Consider the following 21,049-nt stretch of genomic DNA (forward strand, 5'->3'; position numbering starts at 1 on the left):
CACTCCCCCCTCTAAAGGTGTATACAACCTTATCCGAAAGTGAAGCGGAAAGTAAAGATATGGCCCATGTGGGGACAAGAAGTGATCGGTAGAATAAAAGTAAGTTAACTGAAAATTTCATGGATGCTTTCAAAGCATTTTATGCGGAAGGAGGGTTACTGTGGAAAAGACGATTCTGGACTATATTCACTTGATCAAGAAAAGGTTATGGCTGATTACGGTATTTGTATTGATCTCCTGTGCCACAACACTCTACGTTAGCAAGAACTTCGTTGTACCCGTCTACTCCGCCTCCGGACAGTTGCTTGTTAACAACATTGCAAATGTGCCCGCAGGTAGCAATCTCAACGAGTTGAACTTCAGTCTCAATCTCATCGAGAGCTACAAGGAGATCATCAAATCTCCAACGATCCTGAAGGAGGTTGTGGCGGACCATCCTGAATTCGGCCTGACGCAAGAGAAGCTGAGAAAGAAGCTGGAGATCAAATCATCGGACAAAAGCCAGGTGATTAATCTCAGTGTGGAGGATGAGAACTACACCAAAGCTGCCGGCATCGTAAATGCTGTGTCGCAGACCTTCATCCACAGCCTGCCATCACTGATGAAGCTGGATAATGTGACGCTTCTGACACCAGCTGATCCGGCCAACAAGCCAATTGCAGCGAATGCAGGATTCCTGATGAATATTGTCATCAGCTTTGTCGTTTCGCTCATGGCAGCGCTCGGCATCATTCTCCTTATGGAGACGCTGAACAGCACGCTCCGCTCGGAGAAGGAAGCAGAGATTGAGATTGGTCTTCCGGTCATCGCCAGCATCCCGGCCATTCGCAAGCGCGATCTGACCAAGGGTGTCGGCGTCAATGAGAAAGTAGGGGAGGGCACCTATGCTGCCGCTAAATAGCAGTTTGATTGCAGACGTTAATCCTTCTTCACATATTTCGGAATCATTCCGTTCACTACGCACCTATATCCGACAGCTTGGATTACTGCACCAAAACGGTGGCCAAGTGCTGCTCTTTACCTCGGCAGAGAGGGGCGAAGGCAAGACAACAATTCTGTCGAACCTCGCGGTATCCTTTGTGCAGGATGGCAAGAAAGTGGCAGTGGTCGACTGTAATCTACGAAATCCGGGACTTCATACCGTATTCGGGGTAGACGGCGGCGAAGGGCTCGCGGCTTATCTCGATGGGCTGAAGGAAGCGGATGAGATTCCTGTTCTGGGGAAGCTCGATAATCTTACTGTCATCCCGGCAGGGTACGCCGTAGTTAGTCCACCAGATCTGTTGGGCAGTGATAAGCTGGCCGCATTGCTGAAGGTGCTAAAAGACAGTCATGATCTCATTCTGGTAGATTCGCCCCCAGCCGTTGCGTACAGTGACGCCCGCATTCTGGCACCCCAGGCAGATGGAGTGATCCTTGTCGCCAAGTATGGAAAGACCAAGCGTGATTCATTACGCAAGTTGAAGGCGCTGCTGGAGCAGACTGGCTCCAAGATTCTCGGTATTACCATGAACCAGAGTAAATAACGATACATTCAGGCTATCCAAACTTTTAGGAGGTAGAGTGCGATGAAAAAGGTGAAAAAAGTAATTATCCCTGCAGCAGGTCTGGGTACGCGCTTTCTTCCTGCCACGAAGGCCATGCCTAAGGAGATGCTTCCCATTATTAATAAGCCCACGATTCAGTACATCGTGGAGGAAGCCATTGCCTCCGGCATTGAGGACATCATCATTGTTACCGGTAAAGGGAAGAGAGCCATTGAAGATCATTTTGACAATGCATTTGAACTGGAGTCCCGCCTGCTGGAGGACGGTAAGCTGGAGCTGCTGAAGGAGGTTCAGCGTTCTGCCAAGGTGGAGATACATTATATCCGCCAAAAGGAACCGAAGGGCCTGGGCCATGCGGTGTGGTGTGCCAGACGTTTCATTGGTGACGAGCCCTTTGGTGTAATGCTAGGCGATGATATTGTCACTGGCAGAACTCCATGTTTGAAGCAACTGATTGACCAGTATGAAGAGACGCAGAATTCGGTAATCGGCGTGCAGGAAATTGCGGAAGAATTAACGAGCCGCTACGGGATTATCGAGCCTGATTTCCAGGATGGGCAGCTGTATCGGGTGAACAACTTTGTAGAGAAGCCACCGCTGGGCACCGCCCCTTCTAATCTGGCGATTATGGGTCGTTACGTGTTTACACCGAAGATTTTCAAGTACCTGGATCTGCAGGAAACAGGTGCTGGTGGCGAGATTCAATTGACGGATGCCATTCAGAAGCTGAACCAGAGTGAGCGCGTGTACGCGTATAACTTCGACGGTACAAGATATGATGTTGGCGAACGGCTTGGGTATATATTGACTACCTTGGAATTCGCGCTACAAAACGAGGATCTGCGCTACCCCGTGATGGATGCCATGGCGGAATGGCTTAGCAAAGCCGGACAGACCACCCTGACAGGATAAGCCGAACCCGCCGGAATGATCCGGCGGAGCTAACAAAATTCTGAACATGAGGAGTGTTGAGCATGCAAAAACTGCCGGAAGACTATGACTACGTCCTGCCGAAACTTTACATGCTGCATGCCAAGGAGGAAGCGAAAGATTCCGATTCCTATCTGGTTATGAAACGGGTGATCGATATCGTCGGTTCTGCCCTTGGCCTTCTCGTCTTGCTGCCGCTGTTCCTGGTAGTGGCTGCTATGATCAAGCTGGAAGACCCCAAGGGGAAAGTATTCTTCCGGCAGTACCGTGTAGGCAAGCACGAAAAGCAGTTTCCAATGTACAAATTCAGATCCATGGTATCTAACGCCGAGGAGTTGAAGGAGAAACTGCTGGCCTATAACGAGGTAAGCGGAGCGATGTTCAAGATCAAGAACGATCCGCGGATCACACGGACAGGAAGATTCCTGCGCAAGACGAGCATCGATGAACTGCCGCAGCTGTGGAACGTGCTGCTAGGCCATATGAGCCTGGTAGGTCCCCGTCCGCCGCTCCCGGAAGAAGTGGCGCAGTATACGGAATATGACAAACAGCGCCTTACCGTCACACCGGGCTGCACAGGTTACTGGCAAGTCAATGCCCGCAACAGTGTCGGCTTCGACGAGATGGTGCAGCTTGATTTGACTTATATTCATATCCGCAGCACGATGCTGGATTTGAAAATTATCTTGAAGACCGGCCTCATGCTACTGGGGTCCAAAGACGCTTATTAATCTTGTGGAAATTAGGTGAATGCCGATGCGTAAACACGGAGTCGCTCCCAAGATTTCCATCATCATTTGCACATATAACCGGGCTGCTCTACTGATCAAGACCCTCCATTCTCTGGTACCGCTGGAGAATCTGGAGCAAGCAGAGATCATCGTGGTGGATAACCGCTCAAAGGATGATACGGCGTCCCTGGTCAGGACGTTTATCGAAGATTACAGGACAGAGATGGATATTCGCTACATTTTCGAACCGATGCAAGGGTTGTCAGCTGCTCGAAATACAGGAATACTGGCCTCCAAATCCTCCCTCATTGCTTTTCTGGACGATGATGCTATTCCATGCCGGGCGTGGATTACAACGATTGTATCCACCTTTGAGGAACGGCCGGAAGTAATGGCCATGGGAGGTAAAATTGCTCCGATCTTCGAGACAGACCGGCCGGACTGGCTAATCAAGCCGTTCGAGCTACCTTACACCATTGTCGATCTCGGCAACAGGATGAAGGAGTATCCGGGCCGCCTGCATCCCTGCGGAGCCAATATGGCTATGCGTAAGACAGTCTTTGATATCAGTCTGTTTCCACTGGATCTGGGCCGCAAGGGTGAATCCCTGTTGTCCGGTGAGGAGACCTGGTTGTTCGGGCAAATTCAGCGTCAAAGGCATAAGATCCTGTACCATCCGGACATGGCGGTGGACCATTTTGTGCCGAAGAGTCGTTTGACCGAGGACTGGATTCTGAAACGCTATTATAGCCAGGGCATTTCCAATGCGATGAAAAGCGAAAGCTTGAAGGACCGGGTGGTTCTGCTGGGAACAACAGCCGCGAAAGTGCTGTACATCATGGTGGATTCGGTTCTTTCCCGGGGCCGGGGAAGACGACTTTTGAACAAGTGCAGACTGGAGAGCATCCGGGGAACCCTGCACATGATCTGGAATCGGAAGAGAGAATCCGCAGCGGGGTGAGGGGAAGGACATGACTAATTTTGGATGGGGCTTCAAAGCAGGCGCTGTGCCGTATGGGATGCTCTATCTCATCTCCGCCCTGCTTTTGGGAACAGTGGTAATCTACCAGCCGGTGCTTGCAGCCGCAGTTGTACTGCTGATTATTCTGCTGGGAATCTCGATCGCGCGTCCGGAATGGATCAGCTATTTTGTACTGCTGACAACAGCAATCTCTGTCAACTTTCTGTATGAGGGTAGCCTGTTCGGGATAGAGATTCTGTCGCTCTACAAGCTGGCCATTCTGGCTTTGCTAGTGCCGTGTATTCTGGTGAATGGTCTGCGCTTCAAGCTGAGTCAGCCCTTATGGGCCTTACTCGCACTGGTGTTCATTACCTTCGGGTTCTCGATCTGGTTGCCGCAGATGACCTCATCCATCGCTGTCAAGGCGTTTATCGGTCTGTCGCTTCCCTTTGTGTTTCTATTGATCAACTGGAAAAAGGAAGTCGCCGAGCAGCAGATTCGTATCATTTGCCTGCTGCCGCTGGTCAGCTTGCTGGCCGGAGCGCTGCTGCAAGCTGCACATCTACATTCCTTCTTTGATGTTGAATTCACAGGAGCGGTGCGGGTGCAGGGTGCCAACATTCCTTCGCATCTGGCGATGTTGGCCTTTCTGGGAGTCGCCATCCCGTTTATTGAGATCAAACGCTGTCCGCAGCGTGCCAAGTTCTTTTACACCCTGCTAGGTCTGAACTTCTTCATTCTGATCGGAACAGGAACACGGGGGCCGATTCTGGCCCTGGGCCTTATGGTCCTTTACTACTTCTACGATATTCTGAAGCAATATTTGAAAGGGAAAACCCTGTACCTGATTCCGCTGCTCTGTTCGTTCCTCCTGATCTTTGCCGCTGTATATATGCAGCTCGACAATCTCAAGAAGCGTTCTTTTGAACGGACGACGGAGACAGGAGTGGATCTGTCAGGGCGGACAGAGGCCTGGACCTATTTTCTGAACAAGGCGGAGGATTCCCCTTGGGCAGGAAGAGGACTGGGAGCAGTGACAGTGGCGAATGACGGTTCTTTGTACAAAGGCTTTGTCGTTCCTCACAACGAGTACATCCGGTTTTATTTTGATGGCGGGTATATCGGCGTCAGCCTGTTGATGCTCTCCTTATTGGCTGTATTTCTTCTGGTTTACAGAGCTTTGGCACCGCCGGTCAAACCGTACTATGTGTTTTTTATTGCAGCGTTTCTGATCTATTCGTTCTCCGACAACACGCTGTCGACGGTCCAATTCATTATCCCGTTCTGTTGGTACCTGAACTGCCTGTATCGATCTTCACGGTAGGCCGATCCCCACAAAAAGAAGTGATACGATGAATCAAGTAAATATGTTCGATGTCAATTTTGATAATTATGATTTCATGGATCTGCTCGATTACATTGACAAGACGATCCAGGAACGGAGTCAATCCTACATCCTGACCTGCAATGTCGATCATGTGATCAAGCTGCGCAAGGACAAGGAATTTCAGAATGTGTACTCAGAGGCGGGTGCGGTGGTAGCAGATGGAATGCCGCTTATCTGGGCTTCGAAAATGCTCGGCAAGCCGCTTAAGCAGAAGGTGTCGGGCGCAGATTTGTTCAGTCGGCTGGGCAATGCCTTTGAGCAGCGGAAATACCGGCTGTTCCTGCTCGGCTCTGCCGAAGGTGTGCCGGAGAAAGCGATCCGTAACCTGAAGGCGGCTTATCCTGGCATGAATATTGTCGGTTCTTACTCTCCTTCCTATGGCTTTGAGCATAACGAGGAAGAGAATGAGCGAATTGTGAGAATGCTGACCGAGAGCCGCCCGGATATTGTGTTCGTCGGGGTAGGCGCACCCAAGCAGGAAAAGTGGATCTATCGCCATTACACCTCTTATCAGGCACCGATCTCGATCGGTGTGGGTGCAACCTTCGATTTTCTCTCCGGTTCGGTGAAACGGGCACCCAGCTTTATGCAGCGCACGGGCCTTGAATGGTTCTGGCGTCTGAGCCAGGAGCCAAGGCGGCTGTGGAAAAGATATCTGGTCGATGATGCACAGTTTTTGGTCCTGCTCCTTAAGGAGCTGCGGAAGCGAGGTAAGGTTAAGGGAGGCAGGGGGAGACAAACATGATGAGCCGGAATGAGAATAGCCTAATCCTGCCTTCACTGGCGACCTTAAAGACGGCCGGGAACACCTGGGCACTAGCTGCTATCTGCCTTGTGCTTCCACTGGTCATTGGCTTTGCCAGTGCCAAGCTGAGTCCCACCAGCAGCTTGCAGGGAGCGATTCTGGCGGGCATATTATTCCCGGCCTTCCTCCTGGCACTGTTGAAGCCACGTCTGCTATTAGCCTACACGCTGCTAATCTGGGCAGTCGCCCCGGAGCTGCGGCGGATCTCTGACTGGTCGGAAGGTGTGTATAACTCCGTATCCCTGCTAAGTCTGGCCCCGCTGCTGACAGGGGCGACACTGGCCATTCCGGTATTGCGGGAGGTTCACAAGATTCGCAAGCCATCCGCACGGATCATTCTCCTGTTCGGAACCGCGCTGATTTACGGAACCTTGATTGGACTCGCGAAGAACGGTATGGGTTCAGTCTATGATCTGGCCAACTACCTGATCCCGCTGATGCTGATTCCTTACTTTGCAGTCATGCGTTTCACCGCTAAGGACATCGACCGACTGTTGTACGACTACGCGAATATAGCTGTCCTGGTCTCGATTTACGGGATCGTGCAGTATTTGGTAGTTCCGCCATGGGATGCCTTCTGGATGAATCACGCCGAGATGATCTCGATCGGGTTTCCGGTTCCGCTGGAAATCAGGGTTTTCTCCACACTGAATTCTCCCGGTCCGGCTGCAGCTTTTCTCGTCTTCGCACTGGTGCCGATGATCCTGGAGAAACGCTGGCAGGGAACATTCCGCTGGGTCGGCGTCATGCTCGTCGTAGTATGCCTACTGACGACATTGGTCCGTGCAGCCTGGCTGGTTCTGCTGGTCATGCTACTCGTCTACATTGCATCTTCTCCTTCCAAGGGGAAATGGAAGACCTTGCTCCAGCTAATCTTCGTCGCCGCAGCGCTCTTCTGGATTGTTCCCAAGCTTCCCGGTGCAGAAGGGCTGGTGGCACGGATGGAGACCCTAGGCTCTGTTCAGGAAGACCATTCCTATAATGAGCGCCTTGACCTCTGGCAGCGTATGGTTCCAATGGTTGCTTCTAATCCGGTAGGGCAGGGAATCGGCAGTGTAGGGCAAGGAACGAAGATCGGCAATGGCGGTGAGCTAGGTGAGTACGGCAACATGGACAACGGCTTTATTGCCTTGCTGCTGACCTTTGGTGCATTGGGTGGACTGTTTTTCTTCTGGGCACTAGGAGCGGTACTGAAGCAGATTATTGCCAGGGTGGCCAGCAGGGACAGCCTGCAACCGTACGCCCGGCTGTCCCTGGCGGCTTGGATGGGAGCCATCGCCTCGCTGATGTCTGATAACGGGTTCCCAGGACTCAAGGGATACCTGATCTGGATGCTGATTGGCCTTGGCCTCAGCGGCAAAGAGATGATAGAGAGCAGAAAGAAGGGAGCACCACATGCAGCAGCAATTGAACGCAAAATCACTTCCGACTAGCTCGATATGGTCCTCCGTCCGGCAGTTCATCAAGAGCAATGACAATAGCTCGGCTGCTGTGAAAACCATGTTCGTCAGCATTCTGATCCTGGTGCTGAACATGCTGACGGGTGTACTAACCGCCCGCTATCTTGGCCCGTCAGGCCGCGGGGAGCAGACTGCGATGGTGAACTGGTCGCAATTTCTCGCGTTCAGCATGAGCTTCGGCATTCCATCGGCATTGATCTACAATGCCAAGAAGAACCCGGAAGATGCTGGCATCCTGTACCGAATGTCACTGCTGATCGGACTTTGTTTTGGCGCAGCTGCAACAGTGGTTGGTGTTGTGGTGCTGCCCTACTGGCTGAAATCCTTCAGCCCGGAAGTAGTCCATTTCGCACAATGGTCCATGCTTCTGTGTCCACTGATTGTGATCTCGCAGATCAACAATGCGACGTTCCAGTTCAGAGGCGACTATAAGCGCTTCAACTGGATGCGGTATCTGGTTCCACTGCTCACCCTGGTGATGATCGGAATTCTGATCTTCACGGATACCATCAGTCCCTTTACTACAGCAGCGGCTTATCTGTTGCCGGCTGTACCGATCTACATCTTTATTACGATCTCGCTGCTTCGTGCCTACAAGGTGAAGATGAGAGATGCTTACCTGAACTTCAAGCGATTGTTCACCTATGGGATGGGTTCATACGGTAACGATCTGCTGGGTCAGTTCTCGTACTATATTGACCAAATTATCATTGCTGGTCTGCTGCGACCAGCAGATCTGGGGTTGTATGCGGTGGCGGTCAGCCTGTCGAGAATGGTTAATTTCTTCTCGACCTCGATTACGATCGTGCTGTTCCCCAAAGCATCCGAGCTGTCCAAGGATGAAGCTATCGCGCTGACATTCAGGGCCTTCCGCATCAGCACAACGTTCACCCTTTTGGCGTCGCTGTTCTTGATGCTTGTAGCCCCGATCGTGATTCCGCTATTGTACGGCAAGGACTTCAATACAGCGCTAACCGTGTTCCGCTTGCTGCTGTTGGAAGTTACGCTCAGCGGTGGCATTCTGATTCTTGCACAGGCGTTCATGGCGCTGGGCAAACCGAAATTCGTTTCCATTCTTCAAGGCGTAGGTTTGGCGCTGGTGATTCCCCTGCTGTTCATCCTGGTGCCGCGGTTCGGATTGTTCGGTGCCGGTGCGGCAATGCTTTCGTCGGCTGTATTGCGGTTTGGCTTCATCATTCTGAATATCCGCTACAGCCTGAAGGTCAAGATTCCGCGGCTGCTGATTAATAGGCAGGATATCCGCTGGATGAAGACGACGATGAATTCCTACATTCGCAAGAAACCTGCGGATGCCCAAAGTTAAGGGCAAGAGAACTTAAGTAATAGAAGGAGGAACCCCCCCATGGATTCAGTGACAAGCGTGCTTGGCAGACCGGGCAGTTACCCGATTTCGGCTGTCATTATCGCTCAGGACGACGAAACTCGCATATCCAAGGCCATTCTGTCCTGCAGACTTTTTGCCGACGAGGTTGTAGTCATCGACGGAGGCAGCAAAGACGGAACAGTAGGGCTTGCCGAGAGCCTGAATTGCCGGGTGTTCGTTAATCCATGGCCCGGATACGCGAAGCAAAGAGAATTCGGAGTGGAACGCGCCGTCCATGACTGGGTCTTTCTTATTGATACCGATGAAGTGGTCAGCGACGAACTGGCTGCCGATATTCTTGAACGCAAGCCCGGGTTATCCGATCCCGGCGTGGCCTATTCGTTATACCGCATCGGGGATTTCCTGGGTCGATGGCTAGATCGCGGGGAGCGCTTGGTGCGGCTATACAATCGCACACAATATGGCATCCGCAACAGCCTGGTCCATGAAATGCCGGATGTGTCCGAGAAGGATACCGTCCGCTTAAAAGGAACTTTGTGGCATCAGGGCTTCCGCAGCATTAATGACCATGTGGCCCGGTTCAACAAGTATACCGACCTTGAGGCGCAAAGCGCCCATGACAGCGGCAAGCCGTTTCGGATCAGCCATTTGCTGCTGAGACCTCCGGCGCGTTTTCTGCAGAAATATTTTATACATGGACTGTTCAAGAAGGGAATGGCGGGTTTCGCCGTATCCGTATTTTGGGTGATGTATGAATTCATGGTTGCCTTCAAGCATTACGAATTAAAGAACGCAAAAAAGCTGGCAAAGCATAATGAGCTGGCACAGAATCAAACACTGGTCGAGGTCCAGGCGCAGATTCAGGCTCAGACCCAGGCAGAGAAAGATAAGAAGGGGGAGAGAAGTTATGCCGTACAATGACGGATTGAACATTATGACAACAGGCCTTAGCTGGCCGTCATTACAGCCTGGTGGACTTAATACGTACTTCAAATCCATCTGTGAGCAGCTCTCCTCTCGCAACCGGGTGCATGCCCTGATATGCAGTCAGGAAACACCGCAGGTTGAGGGTCAGCTCATTATTCACAATGCCGGTGATCCCAAGGACAGTATATGGAAGCGTAGGGATGCATTCCAACGCAAGGCAGCGGAACTGATGGGTAGCGGCAGCGGAAGAGTGGATGTGCTGTACTCCCATTTTGCACCCTATGGTCTCGGTCCAGCAATTGAGGCGAAGAAACGCGGCATTCCGGTAATCATGACCTTCCACGGTCCGTGGAATGAAGAGATGAAGATCGAAGGCCGGGGCATCAAGCACCGGGTCAAAACGACACTCGCCAAATCCATCGAACGCAAAGCCTATAAGCTCGCAGATAAATTCATCGTGCTGAGCGAGACGTTCCGTGACATTCTGCATGAACTGCACGGGGTTCCGCTTCATAAAATCGTCATCATCCCCGGAGCAGCCAATGTGGAGCGATTCCATCCGCCGACCAATAAGCTGGCGATCCGCCGGGCGCTGAACCTGCCGGAGGGTGCTACTACGGTGCTTACCGTGCGCAGGCTGGTGAACCGGATGGGGCTGCTGCAGCTGCTGGATGCCTGGAAGCAGGTCTCGGCGCGCTTTCCGAACGCAATACTGCTGATCGGCGGCAAGGGGCCGCTGCGCGGAGAGCTGGAAGAGAAAATAGCTGACTATGGACTGAACAACAAGGTTCGTCTGCTTGGCTATATTCCCGATCAGGACCTGGCTGCCTATTACCAAGCTGCCGATATGTTCGTGGTGCCCTCGCAGGCGCTGGAGGGCTTCGGTCTGATCACCGTCGAGGCGCTGGCCACCGGACTACCGGTCATGGCGACCCCGATCGGCGGCAATCGGGAAATTCTGCAGGGCTTCCGGCCAGAGCTGCTGTTCAAGAGTCCGTCCAGTGAGCATATGGCGGAAGGCATCATCCACATGCTGGGGAATCGCAAGCTGCTCCCGAGCCGGGAGGAGTGCCGGGAACATGCGCTAGAGAAATACACGTGGGAGCATGTGGCGGATGAGGTTGAATCCATCTTCCAGCAAGCGATCGAAAAGGATGTGGCAGCAGGATGCTAAAAGTTGCTTACATCGACCATACCGCCAAGTGGAGCGGTGGTGAAGTCGCGCTGTTCAACATCCTTACGAATATCGGTGGACAGATTGAGCCGCTGGTGATTCTGGCGGAAGAAGGAACCTTGGCCGATCGGCTGCGGGAAAAGGGAATTGATGTGCGGATAATTCCGCTCGATGAGAGCATTCGTACAAGGGGCCGCAATGCAGTGAATCTGGGTGCTCCGGCCGCCGCGCTGGGTCTGTTGACTTATGGACGCAAGCTGGCACCGATCCTGAAGCAGGAGAAGGTGGACTGCGTGCATACCAATTCGCTGAAGTCGGCACTGTATGGAGCCATCGCCGCCAAGAAGGCGAAAATCCCGCTGATCTGGCATATCCGTGATCATATCGGTACTCCATATTTGAAGCCAGTGGTTGCCAAAGCCATCCGGTTGCTGTCACGTCTGCTCCCGAACGGCGTTATCGCGAACTCTCACTCCACCCTCAGCGCTTTGGAGTTGCCGAAATCGAAGAAGACGCTGGTGGTCTACTCGGCCTTTGCCAAAGCCATCGGCAGCGGGATCGGAATCGGTCGCAAGGATGTCAAGGATTTCAATGTTCTGCTGGTTGGTCGGCTGGCGCACTGGAAAGGTCAGCACATTGTGCTAGAAGCTGCGAAGGCGTTCAAACACGACGAGCGGGTGAAGTTCTGGCTGGCGGGCGATGCGCTGTTCGGTGAAGCGGAATATAAGAATGAGCTGATTACGACCATCGAGCGCGAGAAGCTGTCCAATGTGAGCCTGTTAGGTCATGTAGAGGATATTCAGGGCCTCATGGCCAAAGCGGATTTATTGATTCACACCTCGGTGACCCCTGAGCCATTCGGCCAAGTTATTGTCGAAGGCATGGCAGCAGGCCTGCCGGTAATTGCCTCCAATGAAGGCGGTCCGGTGGAGATCGTAGTTCCAGGTCAGACGGGGTTGTTAATTCAGCCCGGAGATCCGGTCGTTCTGGCCGAGGCCATTACCTGGATGCTGAATCATCCGGATGAAAGACGAGTGATGGCGGAACACGGCATGAAGCGTGTGAAGGAGCATTTTGTGATCGAGAACACGGTGAAGGATATTGTAGATTACTACAAAGGTCTAGTCGCAGGCACCTGACACCCCTGATCAATCTTCGGCTTTGACCGGAGCGAACCCATGAAGCTGACAATTTGATGATGAGCTGACTTTCTGATCATGATGCTCCATAAAACTTTGAGGATGATTCACATGAAAATTGCGATAGCGCACGATTACCTGATTCAGATGGGGGGAGCGGAACGCGTGGTGGAGGTGTTCCACCAGATGTATCCGCAAGCTCCGATATACACCACGGTTTTTAATGGAAGCCGTCTGACTGATAACCTCAAAGATGCCGACATCCGAGCTTCCTGGCTGCAGAAAATCCCGGGCGTGAAAAGCAATTTCAAAAATGTGCTGCCGCTGTATCCTATCGCTGTTCGCGATTTGGACTTCAGTGAATTCGATATCGTTGTAAGCTCCAGCAGTGCTTTTATGAAAAGCATTGAGGTGCCGAAGGCGACATTCCACCTGTGCTACTGCCACACGCCTATGCGGTTCGCCTGGGATTACGATACTTACATGGAACGGGAGTCCAATTCCAATCTGTTCAAGAAGCTGCTCAAGGTGTATATGGAACAGCTCAAGACCTGGGATCAGCGGACCTCCAAAAATGTAAATCAATTCGTCGCCAATTCCTCCGTTGTAAAGACACGGATTCAGAATTATTACCACCGCGAAGCGGATGTGATTTTTCCACCGATCAATACGTCCCGCTTCTCAAGCTCGGATGCTATCGGAGATTATTACCTGATCGTCTCCCGGCTGGTGTCCTATAAGCGAATTGATTTGGCAGTGGAAGCCTTCAACCGGAACGGACTGAAGCTGTATATTGTTGGCGACGGGCCGGACCGCAAGCGTCTGGAAGGCATGGCGAAGGACAATGTGTCCTTCCTGGGACGGCTCGCGGATGAAGAGGTTACCGGGCTGATGGCACAGTGCCGCGCGTTCGTTTTTCCTGGGGAAGAGGATTTCGGGATTACGCCGCTGGAGGCGAATGCTGCGGGAAGACCAGTTATTGCCTATCAGGCTGGAGGAGCGCTGGATACGATTGTTCCTTATGTCAACGGCGTTTTCTTCCGCCATCAAGAGGTCGAGGATCTGCTGGAAGCCATAGGCGAGGTGGAGGACCATGCCTGGAACATCGACGGGATTATCGGTCATGCCCAGAAATTCGATGAGCAGGCGTTTATGACCCGGTTCAAGCAGTATGTGGAACAGGCATATGTCAATTTTCTAAAAGGAGGATGATTGTATGAAGCTGGCAGTAATCGGCACCGGTTATGTAGGCCTCGTGTCTGGCGTTTGCTTTGCACTCAATGGAAATCAAGTCATCTGCGTGGATAAGGATGCGGAGAAAATAGGCAAGCTGAACCAACTGGAATCCCCGATCTACGAGCCGGGCATCGAAGCGCTGATCGAGATGAACACGCAGGAGGGCAGACTGTCCTTCTCCGCAGATCTCCGGGATTCGGTGCGCCGCTCCGATATTGTCATCCTTGCTGTAGGAACACCTTCCTTGCCAGGAGGGGAAGCCGACCTTCGTTATATCGAAGGGGCCGCCGCAGAGATTGGTCAGGCGATGGAAGGCTATAAAATCATCATGACCAAATCGACTGTACCGGTGGGAACGAACGAGAAAATCCGTCAGATCATCTCTACGCATACGCGGCATCCGTTCGATGTTGTGTCTGCGCCTGAATTTCTGCGCGAGGGCTCGGCGATCCAGGATACCCTGCACCCGGACCGGATCATTATCGGCCTGGATAATGCTGCGCTGGAGCCGCTTATGCGCGAGCTGCACCAAGGCTTTACGGATAACATTTTCGTGACGGATATCCGTAGTGCGGAAATGATCAAATATGCATCCAACGCTTTTCTGGCAACGAAAATCTCCTTTATTAATGAGATCGCTAATATTTGCGAAAAAGTGGGCGCCGACGTCACTGAAGTCGCGCAAGGCATGGGTATGGACCGCAGAATCGGCTCTTCCTTCCTGCAAGCTGGTATCGGCTATGGTGGTTCCTGCTTCCCTAAGGATACCAATGCCTTGATCCAAATCGCCGGCAACGTTGATTATGAATTCAAGCTGCTGGAATCCGTTGTCGAAGTCAACAAAGGGCAGCGGTTCATGATCATCTCTAAGCTGCATGAATCGCTTGGTAGCCTGCGTGGGGCTGTCATCGGCGTGTGGGGGCTGGCCTTTAAGCCTAACACCGATGACGTCCGCGAGGCTCCGGCGCGAGAGATCGTGGAAGCACTGGTAGCCGAGGGGGCTACCGTGAAGCTGTATGATCCGATTGCCGCCGACAACTTCCGGCAGCAGTACGATCATCCGCAGCTCCGCTGGTGCGGACTGCCGGAGGAAGTAGCGACAGGTAGCGATGCAATCTGCCTCCTGACAGACTGGAGTGTGTTCAAGGATATCGATCTGCATCGACTGGCGGAAAGCATGCGCCGCCAGGTCCTGATCGATGGCCGCAATGTCTACTCCAAGGAGCAAATCGAAGGTACCGGCCTGGAGTACCACTCCGTAGGCCGTCCCCAGATGGGCGGCTTGAGCGGCTACTCGCCAAGCGTCGCTGGCGCGGTATAAGCTAAGGAGCTACGCCAGCTTGGCCGGTTTGGTAAGGCAGGGGGCTGCGCTAGCTATGCTAAAGTGGCGAGACTGTGTGACTGCACTAGCTAGGCTAGTGCAGTCCTAGAGTCGATGAGGCTGACGCATAGGGCGGAACTCTAGTATGCGCTCATATCGGCGGATGCAGGGTAAACACTGGTGAGGGCTCGTATTAGCTGATGCACAGGAGACCCGCTAGAGGCAGTTCGTTATTAGCTGATGTACAGGAGACCCGCTAGAGGCAGTTCGTGATTAGCTGATGTACAGGAGAACCGCTAGTGAGAGCTCATACTTATCATTCCCGAAGTGCAATTAAAGGCATTTTTGTACTCTAAATATTCTGTAGCTAAGAGTTAGAAGTAATTAAAGGCAATTTTGTACCTTAAATATTCCGAAATAGCCCTTTTGGAGTGATTTTTTAAAAAATAAGGTACAAAAATGCTCTTAATTCCCTTATTTGCCTATTTTAGAGGAATACAAGATACAAAAATGCACTTAATTGAAGGAACCTTTCTTCACAGTAAAAAAGACGGAGGAAGGGAGGGGGCAGGCAGAGTTGTGCTCTAAAGTCCTAACTTCACCAAAACCACGCCTGCTCTTCTGTTTGAATTTTAATAGCGAAAAACTATGTTTGAATGGACCTAGCCAGAACGACTAAATGACACTTTGTCCGAATAACGCTAGTAGGTACGACCGAATGACACTTTATCCAATTAGCACTAGCAAGTATGACCAAACGACACTTTATCCGATTAGCACTAGCAAGTACGTCCAAATCATCACTATCTATTAATTTTACCCGCCAATATGTTTATCCTAACACTCCTTGTGAACTTCCCCTGTTTATTCGCTTATGGAATACAGGTGACAGGAAGGGAGGATTAGACCGATCTTGGCGTTGAGAGATTCATCATGCAGGCTCGCTTTAAGTGATTGATGTGCTGGAGTCTGTTTTACCGGGATTACTTTATAGAAGCCCAATTGGCCTTCTATATCGCATATATAGCAAGCAAGGGATGGCTACGTTTTACCATATGAATGAGGAGGGTTCACTTATGAAACTGGTACTTTTATCAGGCGGCTCAGGGAAGAGGCTCTGGCCATTGTCCAATGATTCACGTTCGAAGCAATTTCTGAAGGTACTGGAAAGCCCGCAAGGTGAGCCGGAATCGATGGTGCAGCGGGTGTGGAGGCAGCTCGAAGAGACTGGACTCGCAGATTCGTCTTATCTGGCTACAGGCCGTGGACAGGTAGAAATGATTCAGAGCCAATTGGGAGGCCATGTGCCGATTATCGTTGAGCCGGAGCGCCGCGATACCTTCCCGGCTATTGCGCTGACAGCAGCCTATTTATATACCGTGGCTGGCGTGTCGCCTGCCGAGACGGTGGCTATTTTGCCAGTGGACCCTTATGTTGAGGCTGCTTTCTTTGAAACGGTAGCCCAGCTTGAACATACGATGGAGGAGAGCGGCGCTAATCTGGCGCTGATGGGTGTGGTGCCTGAGCATGCTTCGGAGAAATACGGATATATCATCCCGACCTCCGATGAGCCTGCGGCGAGCGGCTTTATGCAGGTAAGCCATTTTCAGGAGAAGCCGGATCGCGTGCAGGCGGAGAAGCTGATCAGTCGCAATGCGCTGTGGAACTGTGGTGTGTTTGCTTTCCGTCTTGGCTATTTGCTGGATATTTTGCAGCGTAAAGGGCTGCCTCTCAACTATGAGGAACTGCAGAAGCAGTATAAACTGCTGTCCTCCATCAGTTTTGACTACGAAGTGGTAGAGAAGGAAGAACGGATTGTTGTGCAGCCGTATGATGGATTCTGGAAGGACCTGGGCACGTGGAATACATTGACGGAAGAGATGAGCAGCAATCATGTCGGCAAAGGGGTTGTTACGGCTGATTCCGAAGGCACCTGCCTCGTGAATGAACTGGATATTCCGATTACGGTCATTGGTGCAAAAGATCTAATTATCGCTGCCAGTCCCGACGGAATTCTCGTAACCCATAAAGCGGAAAGCCCACGGATCAAAGAAGTGCTGAAGTCGTTTGATCAGCGCCCAATGTACGAGGAACGTCGCTGGGGTCATTATCGTGTCATTGACTATGTGAAATATGAAGAAGGCAATGAGGTGCTGACGAAACGGATTTGCATCTCACAAGGGAAGAATATCAGCTATCAGTTGCACCGCAAGCGCAGTGAGGTCTGGACCATTATCAGCGGGGAAGCCAGCATTGTTTTGAATGAGAAAATGTATAACGTAAAGGCGGGCGATGTGGTTCGCATTCCGGAAGGCACCAAGCATGCCATTCTGGCTTTAACGGACGTGGAGTTTATTGAAGTGCAGACAGGCTCTGAACTGGTAGAGGAAGATAATATCCGTATCACCCTGAATTGGGATGATATTGAGCTGCATCAGTTTATTTCCTAGGACCGGATTCGAGCGTAGGGGAATTTAGTAGAACAAACTATCTATTTAACCAAATGCGAAGCTTTTAAAACAGGTATAAAGACTCAAAAATGATATTTTTTTCATAAATGCACTAAAAAATAATTAAATAGCGTCGATATTTACGGTAAGAGGGATAGATCCTTCAATAACGAAAACGGCAAACCTATCGAAAGATAGGGACGCAAAGCTATAGGGCCTTTCGCAAGAATGGCAGCCTGGCTACCGAAAGGGAGATGTATGTTGAAAGCTTACCGTAAGTATCGTTTGTTGCGCGCACTCCTGTCCGTTGCTCTGTTTCTGACGACCCTTCCACTGAGCGTGGGAATCGTTCCGTCTATGGCAGGAGCTGCAGGCTCCGGTACTCCGGTGAATCCCGCTGCCTCGCCCGAAGCTGTAAAATTACTTAACTACATGTACTCTTTATCCGGTAAAGGAATTATTGCAGGGCAGCATGACTACCTGGAGAGTCCCGATGAGTTCAATCTCAAGCTGCAAGATACCAGCGGTAAATATGCCGCACTGCACGGTTACGAGATGGGCGCTATCAGCGGGCAGAATGAGAGCCAGGTTGCCTGGTATCGTCAGAATGTAGTGAACAGCGCCATCAGTTGGAGCAAAAGCGGCGGAGTAGTCGCCATGACCTTCCATCAGAGCCTACCGGGAACCAGCTATGATTGGTCCAATGTCTCCAGAAGTCTCAGCCAAGCGGAATTCAATAAGTACGTTACACCAGGGACGGTACAGTACAACAACCTGATTGCCGAACTGGATAAAGTGGCGATACCTTTGAAAAGCTTACGTGATGCAGGGGTACCTGTATTATGGCGGCCGTACCATGAAATGAATGGAGATTGGTTCTGGTGGGGAAAGAAAAATAATTTCGCTGCACTTTGGAATATTATGTATGACCGTTTTGTTAACGTTCATAAATTGAATAATCTGCTGTGGGTATGGAGTCCGAATGCCCCGAATGCCTGGGCGGATCCGTATGCTCTGACCTATCCGGGTGCGGATAAAGTAGACATTCTCGCTGCAGATATATATGAGAACGATTATAAACAAAGCCATTACGACAGTCTGCTGGCGCTGGCGGCCGGGAAGCCGATCGGTATCGGAGAGAACGGGGAAATGCCAGACGTAGCCAAGCTGAGAGAGACCCAGAGCAAATGGACCTTTATGATGACCTGGGGAAAAATGCTATACGATAATAACCACACTGATGATATTAAAGGTTTTATGAACAACAGCTACACGGTAACCAGAGACAAATTTGCGGCTGGAGCGGTACCGGCACCTACGCCACCACCGGCTCCTCCAGTACCCGCTGTTACGCCATCAAACACACCGAAACCTCCTGCTGCACCAACAGGGAATACTGGAACAGGGGGAAAGCATACGATGGCGAATGGGTTAACGGGGGAATACTTCAACAATATGCAGCTTTCCGGTACGGCGGTTCTTACCCGGAATGATGCAGCGATTGATTATAACTGGAGGCAGGGTTCACCGGATGTAGCCTTGCTGGGTGTTGATAATTTCTCTATCCGTTGGACGGGGAAAATCAAACCGCTGTATAGCGAGAATTATCAGATCTACACTGAATCCGATGATGGCATTCGGGTGTGGATCAACGGGCTGCCGATCATTGACAGCTGGAATAATCAAAGCGGGACTGAGCATCAGGGGAGCATCGCCCTGAATGCCGGGGAGCTGTATGATATCAAAGTGGAGTATTACGAGAATCTGGGTGATGCCCGAGTGCGCCTGATGTGGGCAAGCCCTAGTCAGGTGAAGGAAGCCGTTCCGACCAGCGCATTGTTCGCGAGCGTGGACGGAACTGAGAACTACGTTATCTAGTCCTTACGCATTTAACGGATCACAGCAATGAGATTCTTTTCAGCCGATCGGTAGCCCTGCTCTTTGGCAGGGCTACTGAACTATAGGCTCCCGGGATAAGAAGACAATTGTCCTTGACGGAGATCAGCTTGGTTCTACCGGACCGGGAGCCTGACTACTGAAAGGAAGATGACACATGAAGCCATCCTGTAATTATCGGCTGCTTACGACCTTGTTTCCGGTTCTTCTACTACTGTCTCTCCTGCTCTCCTGGGATAATCCCAAGGACAAAGCGGCAATAGACCCGGTTAATCCTTCGGCTTCGCCAGAGGCCTCCCGATTGCTGCAATATTTGACGGAGCTTAGCGGACAGGGAATCATCTCTGGGCAACATGATTATCTGGAAAACCCAGATGAATTCAATAATAAACTGAAGTCGGCCAGTGGAAAATATGCTTTGCTGCATGGCTATGAATTAGGAGCTCTAAACCATCAGTCACCGAAGACGATTGCTAAGCAGCGTCAGGCTGTAGTGGACAGCGCCATCAAGTGGTATGAAGGGGGCGGCATTGTCGCTATGACCTTTCATCAGAACCTGCCGGGAACTTCCCCGATATGGTCTAATGTTTCCATGAAGCTAAGCCAAGAGCAGTTCAACGCCTACGTTACCCCGGGTACTTCTCAATACAACAGCCTGATTGCAGAGCTAGACGATATTGCTGTGTATCTGGGGAAATTGAGGGATGCCGGGGTACCCGTTCTTTGGCGGCCTTATCACGAAATGAATGGAGACTGGTTCTGGTGGGGGGACAAAAGCAATTTTGCCGCGCTATGGAATCTGGTTTACGACCGCTTTACCCATATCCACAAGCTGGATAATCTATTGTGGGTATGGAATCCGAACGCGCCGGGTCCAACTGCTGGCCCTTACAGCGAGTATTATCCAGGCAGCGACACCGTCGATGTGCTTGCGGCCGATATTTATAATAATGACTATAAGCAAGCCTACTACGATGGTCTGCTAGAGCTTGCTGGAAGCAAGCCGATCGGCATCGGTGAAAGCGGCGAGCTGCCGGACCCTGAGGTTCTAGCCAAGACCCAAAGCCGCTGGGTATATATGATGACCTGGGGCAAAATGCTGACTGGAAACAACAGTGCCCAGCAGATTCAAAGCTTTATGGGTAGTCCGTATACGGTATCAAGAGGTGACTATATACGTACGGTAGGCGTTGCCTCAGTGTCCGAGGCGATCACTGCGACAAACGGTCTGACTGGAGAGTACTTTAACAACGCAGAGTTGATGGGAAAACCGGCGCTTATCCGTCATGACAGTCTGATTGATTTTAATTGGCATGGGGGCTCTCCGGCGGCAGGTATTGGCGTCGATACCTTTTCTGTGCGCTGGAAAGGGAAAATCAAACCACCATCCAGTGGAGACTACACCTTCTCGGTGTCCGCAGACGATGGAGTCAGACTTTGGGTTGGCGGCAAGCTGATCATAGACAGCTGGGAGAACCGGAGTGGAATGGATCGGACCGGCAGCATGAAGCTGCGAAAAGATACTTTATATGATATTAAGGTGGAGTATTATGAGAATCGCGGAGATGCCAGCATCTCTCTGAAGTGGGCGGGACCGCACCTGAAAGAAGCCGTTGTACCGCAGAATGCATTGTTCTTACCATAATGGAAGCAGAGCTTTCAGGGCAAATCACCTTAAGAAAGCGAGGACAAGGGAATGAGCATAATAAGATCAGCCCGCAAACCTTTACTTGCCACACT

At 51.4% G+C, this 21,049-nt stretch carries 17 protein-coding genes and 1 riboswitch; all 17 genes read left to right on the top strand.

What is annotated here, in order from left to right:
* Positions 1 to 160: 160 nt before the first annotated feature.
* The 17 genes from ACFORK_RS19300 to ACFORK_RS19380 all read left to right on the top strand — a co-directional run bounded on the left by ACFORK_RS19300 (position 161) and on the right by ACFORK_RS19380 (position 20,954).
* Positions 161 to 901: a YveK family protein gene (locus ACFORK_RS19300; RefSeq protein ID WP_379201939.1), complete on the top strand. Its 741-nt coding sequence runs from the start codon at positions 161 to 163 to the stop codon at positions 899 to 901.
* A complete protein-coding gene (locus tag ACFORK_RS19305) occupies positions 885 to 1,526 on the top strand; it encodes a CpsD/CapB family tyrosine-protein kinase (RefSeq protein ID WP_379201941.1) in 642 nt (213 codons plus the stop codon). Before ACFORK_RS19300 ends, ACFORK_RS19305 begins: the two co-directional genes overlap by 17 nt.
* A gap of 42 nt (positions 1,527 to 1,568) precedes the next feature.
* Positions 1,569 to 2,459 (top strand): UTP--glucose-1-phosphate uridylyltransferase GalU, encoded by an 891-nt coding sequence (gene galU / locus ACFORK_RS19310; RefSeq protein ID WP_379201943.1) that lies wholly within the window; start codon positions 1,569 to 1,571, stop codon positions 2,457 to 2,459.
* Between the two features lie 56 nt (positions 2,460 to 2,515).
* Entirely contained in the window at positions 2,516 to 3,208 is a 693-nt protein-coding gene (locus tag ACFORK_RS19315; RefSeq protein WP_379202413.1) for a sugar transferase, read from the top strand.
* A gap of 25 nt (positions 3,209 to 3,233) precedes the next feature.
* Positions 3,234 to 4,169 carry a glycosyltransferase gene (locus ACFORK_RS19320; RefSeq protein ID WP_379201946.1) on the top strand — a complete coding sequence of 312 codons (936 nt, stop codon included), beginning with the start codon at positions 3,234 to 3,236 and terminating at the stop codon, positions 4,167 to 4,169.
* Between the two features lie 10 nt (positions 4,170 to 4,179).
* On the top strand, positions 4,180 to 5,493 hold the full coding sequence (locus ACFORK_RS19325; RefSeq protein WP_379201948.1) for an O-antigen ligase family protein: 1,314 nt from the start codon (positions 4,180 to 4,182) through the stop codon (positions 5,491 to 5,493).
* Between the two features lie 28 nt (positions 5,494 to 5,521).
* A complete protein-coding gene (locus ACFORK_RS19330; protein ID WP_379201950.1) occupies positions 5,522 to 6,301 on the top strand; it encodes a WecB/TagA/CpsF family glycosyltransferase in 780 nt (259 codons plus the stop codon).
* Entirely contained in the window at positions 6,298 to 7,794 is a 1,497-nt protein-coding gene (locus ACFORK_RS19335) for an O-antigen ligase family protein (RefSeq protein ID WP_379201952.1), read from the top strand. Before ACFORK_RS19330 ends, ACFORK_RS19335 begins: the two co-directional genes overlap by 4 nt.
* The gene (locus ACFORK_RS19340) at positions 7,757 to 9,145 is read left to right on the top strand and encodes a lipopolysaccharide biosynthesis protein (protein WP_379201954.1); all 1,389 of its coding nucleotides are present in this window, start codon (positions 7,757 to 7,759) and stop codon (positions 9,143 to 9,145) included. Before ACFORK_RS19335 ends, ACFORK_RS19340 begins: the two co-directional genes overlap by 38 nt.
* A gap of 39 nt (positions 9,146 to 9,184) precedes the next feature.
* A complete protein-coding gene (locus tag ACFORK_RS19345) occupies positions 9,185 to 10,087 on the top strand; it encodes a glycosyltransferase family 2 protein (RefSeq protein ID WP_379201956.1) in 903 nt (300 codons plus the stop codon).
* Complete coding sequence (locus ACFORK_RS19350; RefSeq protein WP_379201958.1) at positions 10,074 to 11,267, top strand: glycosyltransferase family 4 protein; 1,194 nt, start codon at positions 10,074 to 10,076, stop codon at positions 11,265 to 11,267. Before ACFORK_RS19345 ends, ACFORK_RS19350 begins: the two co-directional genes overlap by 14 nt.
* The gene (locus tag ACFORK_RS19355) at positions 11,261 to 12,406 is read left to right on the top strand and encodes a glycosyltransferase family 4 protein (protein WP_379201961.1); all 1,146 of its coding nucleotides are present in this window, start codon (positions 11,261 to 11,263) and stop codon (positions 12,404 to 12,406) included. Before ACFORK_RS19350 ends, ACFORK_RS19355 begins: the two co-directional genes overlap by 7 nt.
* Positions 12,407 to 12,517: 111 nt before the next feature.
* A complete protein-coding gene (locus ACFORK_RS19360; protein ID WP_379201963.1) occupies positions 12,518 to 13,618 on the top strand; it encodes a glycosyltransferase in 1,101 nt (366 codons plus the stop codon).
* Positions 13,619 to 13,622: 4 nt separating this feature from the next.
* Positions 13,623 to 14,963, top strand: coding sequence for a UDP-glucose dehydrogenase family protein (locus ACFORK_RS19365; protein ID WP_379201965.1), 1,341 nt, complete (start codon positions 13,623 to 13,625; stop codon positions 14,961 to 14,963).
* Positions 14,964 to 16,039: 1,076 nt separating this feature from the next.
* Positions 16,040 to 17,413 (top strand): sugar phosphate nucleotidyltransferase, encoded by a 1,374-nt coding sequence (locus ACFORK_RS19370; RefSeq protein WP_379201967.1) that lies wholly within the window; start codon positions 16,040 to 16,042, stop codon positions 17,411 to 17,413.
* 167 nt (positions 17,414 to 17,580) lie between these two features.
* A riboswitch (cyclic di-GMP riboswitch) is annotated at positions 17,581 to 17,661 on the top strand.
* A gap of 10 nt (positions 17,662 to 17,671) precedes the next feature.
* Positions 17,672 to 19,291 (top strand): glycosyl hydrolase, encoded by a 1,620-nt coding sequence (locus ACFORK_RS19375; protein WP_379201969.1) that lies wholly within the window; start codon positions 17,672 to 17,674, stop codon positions 19,289 to 19,291.
* Between the two features lie 175 nt (positions 19,292 to 19,466).
* Positions 19,467 to 20,954 carry a glycosyl hydrolase gene (locus tag ACFORK_RS19380; RefSeq protein ID WP_379201971.1) on the top strand — a complete coding sequence of 496 codons (1,488 nt, stop codon included), beginning with the start codon at positions 19,467 to 19,469 and terminating at the stop codon, positions 20,952 to 20,954.
* Positions 20,955 to 21,049: the final 95 nt, after the last annotated feature.

It is taken from the genome of Paenibacillus sp. GCM10012306 (assembly GCF_042649265.1).
Classification (GTDB): domain Bacteria; phylum Bacillota; class Bacilli; order Paenibacillales; family Paenibacillaceae; genus Paenibacillus_AQ.

Coding starts and splice junctions, on each gene's coding strand:
- ACFORK_RS19305 (WP_379201941.1), top strand. CDS start 885: ATGCTGCCGCTAAATAGCAGTTTGATTGCAGACGTTAATCCTTCTTCA.
- galU (WP_379201943.1), top strand. CDS start 1,569: ATGAAAAAGGTGAAAAAAGTAATTATCCCTGCAGCAGGTCTGGGTACG.
- ACFORK_RS19320 (WP_379201946.1), top strand. CDS start 3,234: ATGCGTAAACACGGAGTCGCTCCCAAGATTTCCATCATCATTTGCACA.
- ACFORK_RS19325 (WP_379201948.1), top strand. CDS start 4,180: ATGACTAATTTTGGATGGGGCTTCAAAGCAGGCGCTGTGCCGTATGGG.
- ACFORK_RS19330 (WP_379201950.1), top strand. CDS start 5,522: ATGAATCAAGTAAATATGTTCGATGTCAATTTTGATAATTATGATTTC.
- ACFORK_RS19335 (WP_379201952.1), top strand. CDS start 6,298: ATGATGAGCCGGAATGAGAATAGCCTAATCCTGCCTTCACTGGCGACC.
- ACFORK_RS19340 (WP_379201954.1), top strand. CDS start 7,757: ATGCAGCAGCAATTGAACGCAAAATCACTTCCGACTAGCTCGATATGG.
- ACFORK_RS19345 (WP_379201956.1), top strand. CDS start 9,185: ATGGATTCAGTGACAAGCGTGCTTGGCAGACCGGGCAGTTACCCGATT.
- ACFORK_RS19350 (WP_379201958.1), top strand. CDS start 10,074: ATGCCGTACAATGACGGATTGAACATTATGACAACAGGCCTTAGCTGG.
- ACFORK_RS19355 (WP_379201961.1), top strand. CDS start 11,261: ATGCTAAAAGTTGCTTACATCGACCATACCGCCAAGTGGAGCGGTGGT.
- ACFORK_RS19360 (WP_379201963.1), top strand. CDS start 12,518: ATGAAAATTGCGATAGCGCACGATTACCTGATTCAGATGGGGGGAGCG.
- ACFORK_RS19365 (WP_379201965.1), top strand. CDS start 13,623: ATGAAGCTGGCAGTAATCGGCACCGGTTATGTAGGCCTCGTGTCTGGC.
- ACFORK_RS19370 (WP_379201967.1), top strand. CDS start 16,040: ATGAAACTGGTACTTTTATCAGGCGGCTCAGGGAAGAGGCTCTGGCCA.
- ACFORK_RS19375 (WP_379201969.1), top strand. CDS start 17,672: ATGTTGAAAGCTTACCGTAAGTATCGTTTGTTGCGCGCACTCCTGTCC.
- ACFORK_RS19380 (WP_379201971.1), top strand. CDS start 19,467: ATGAAGCCATCCTGTAATTATCGGCTGCTTACGACCTTGTTTCCGGTT.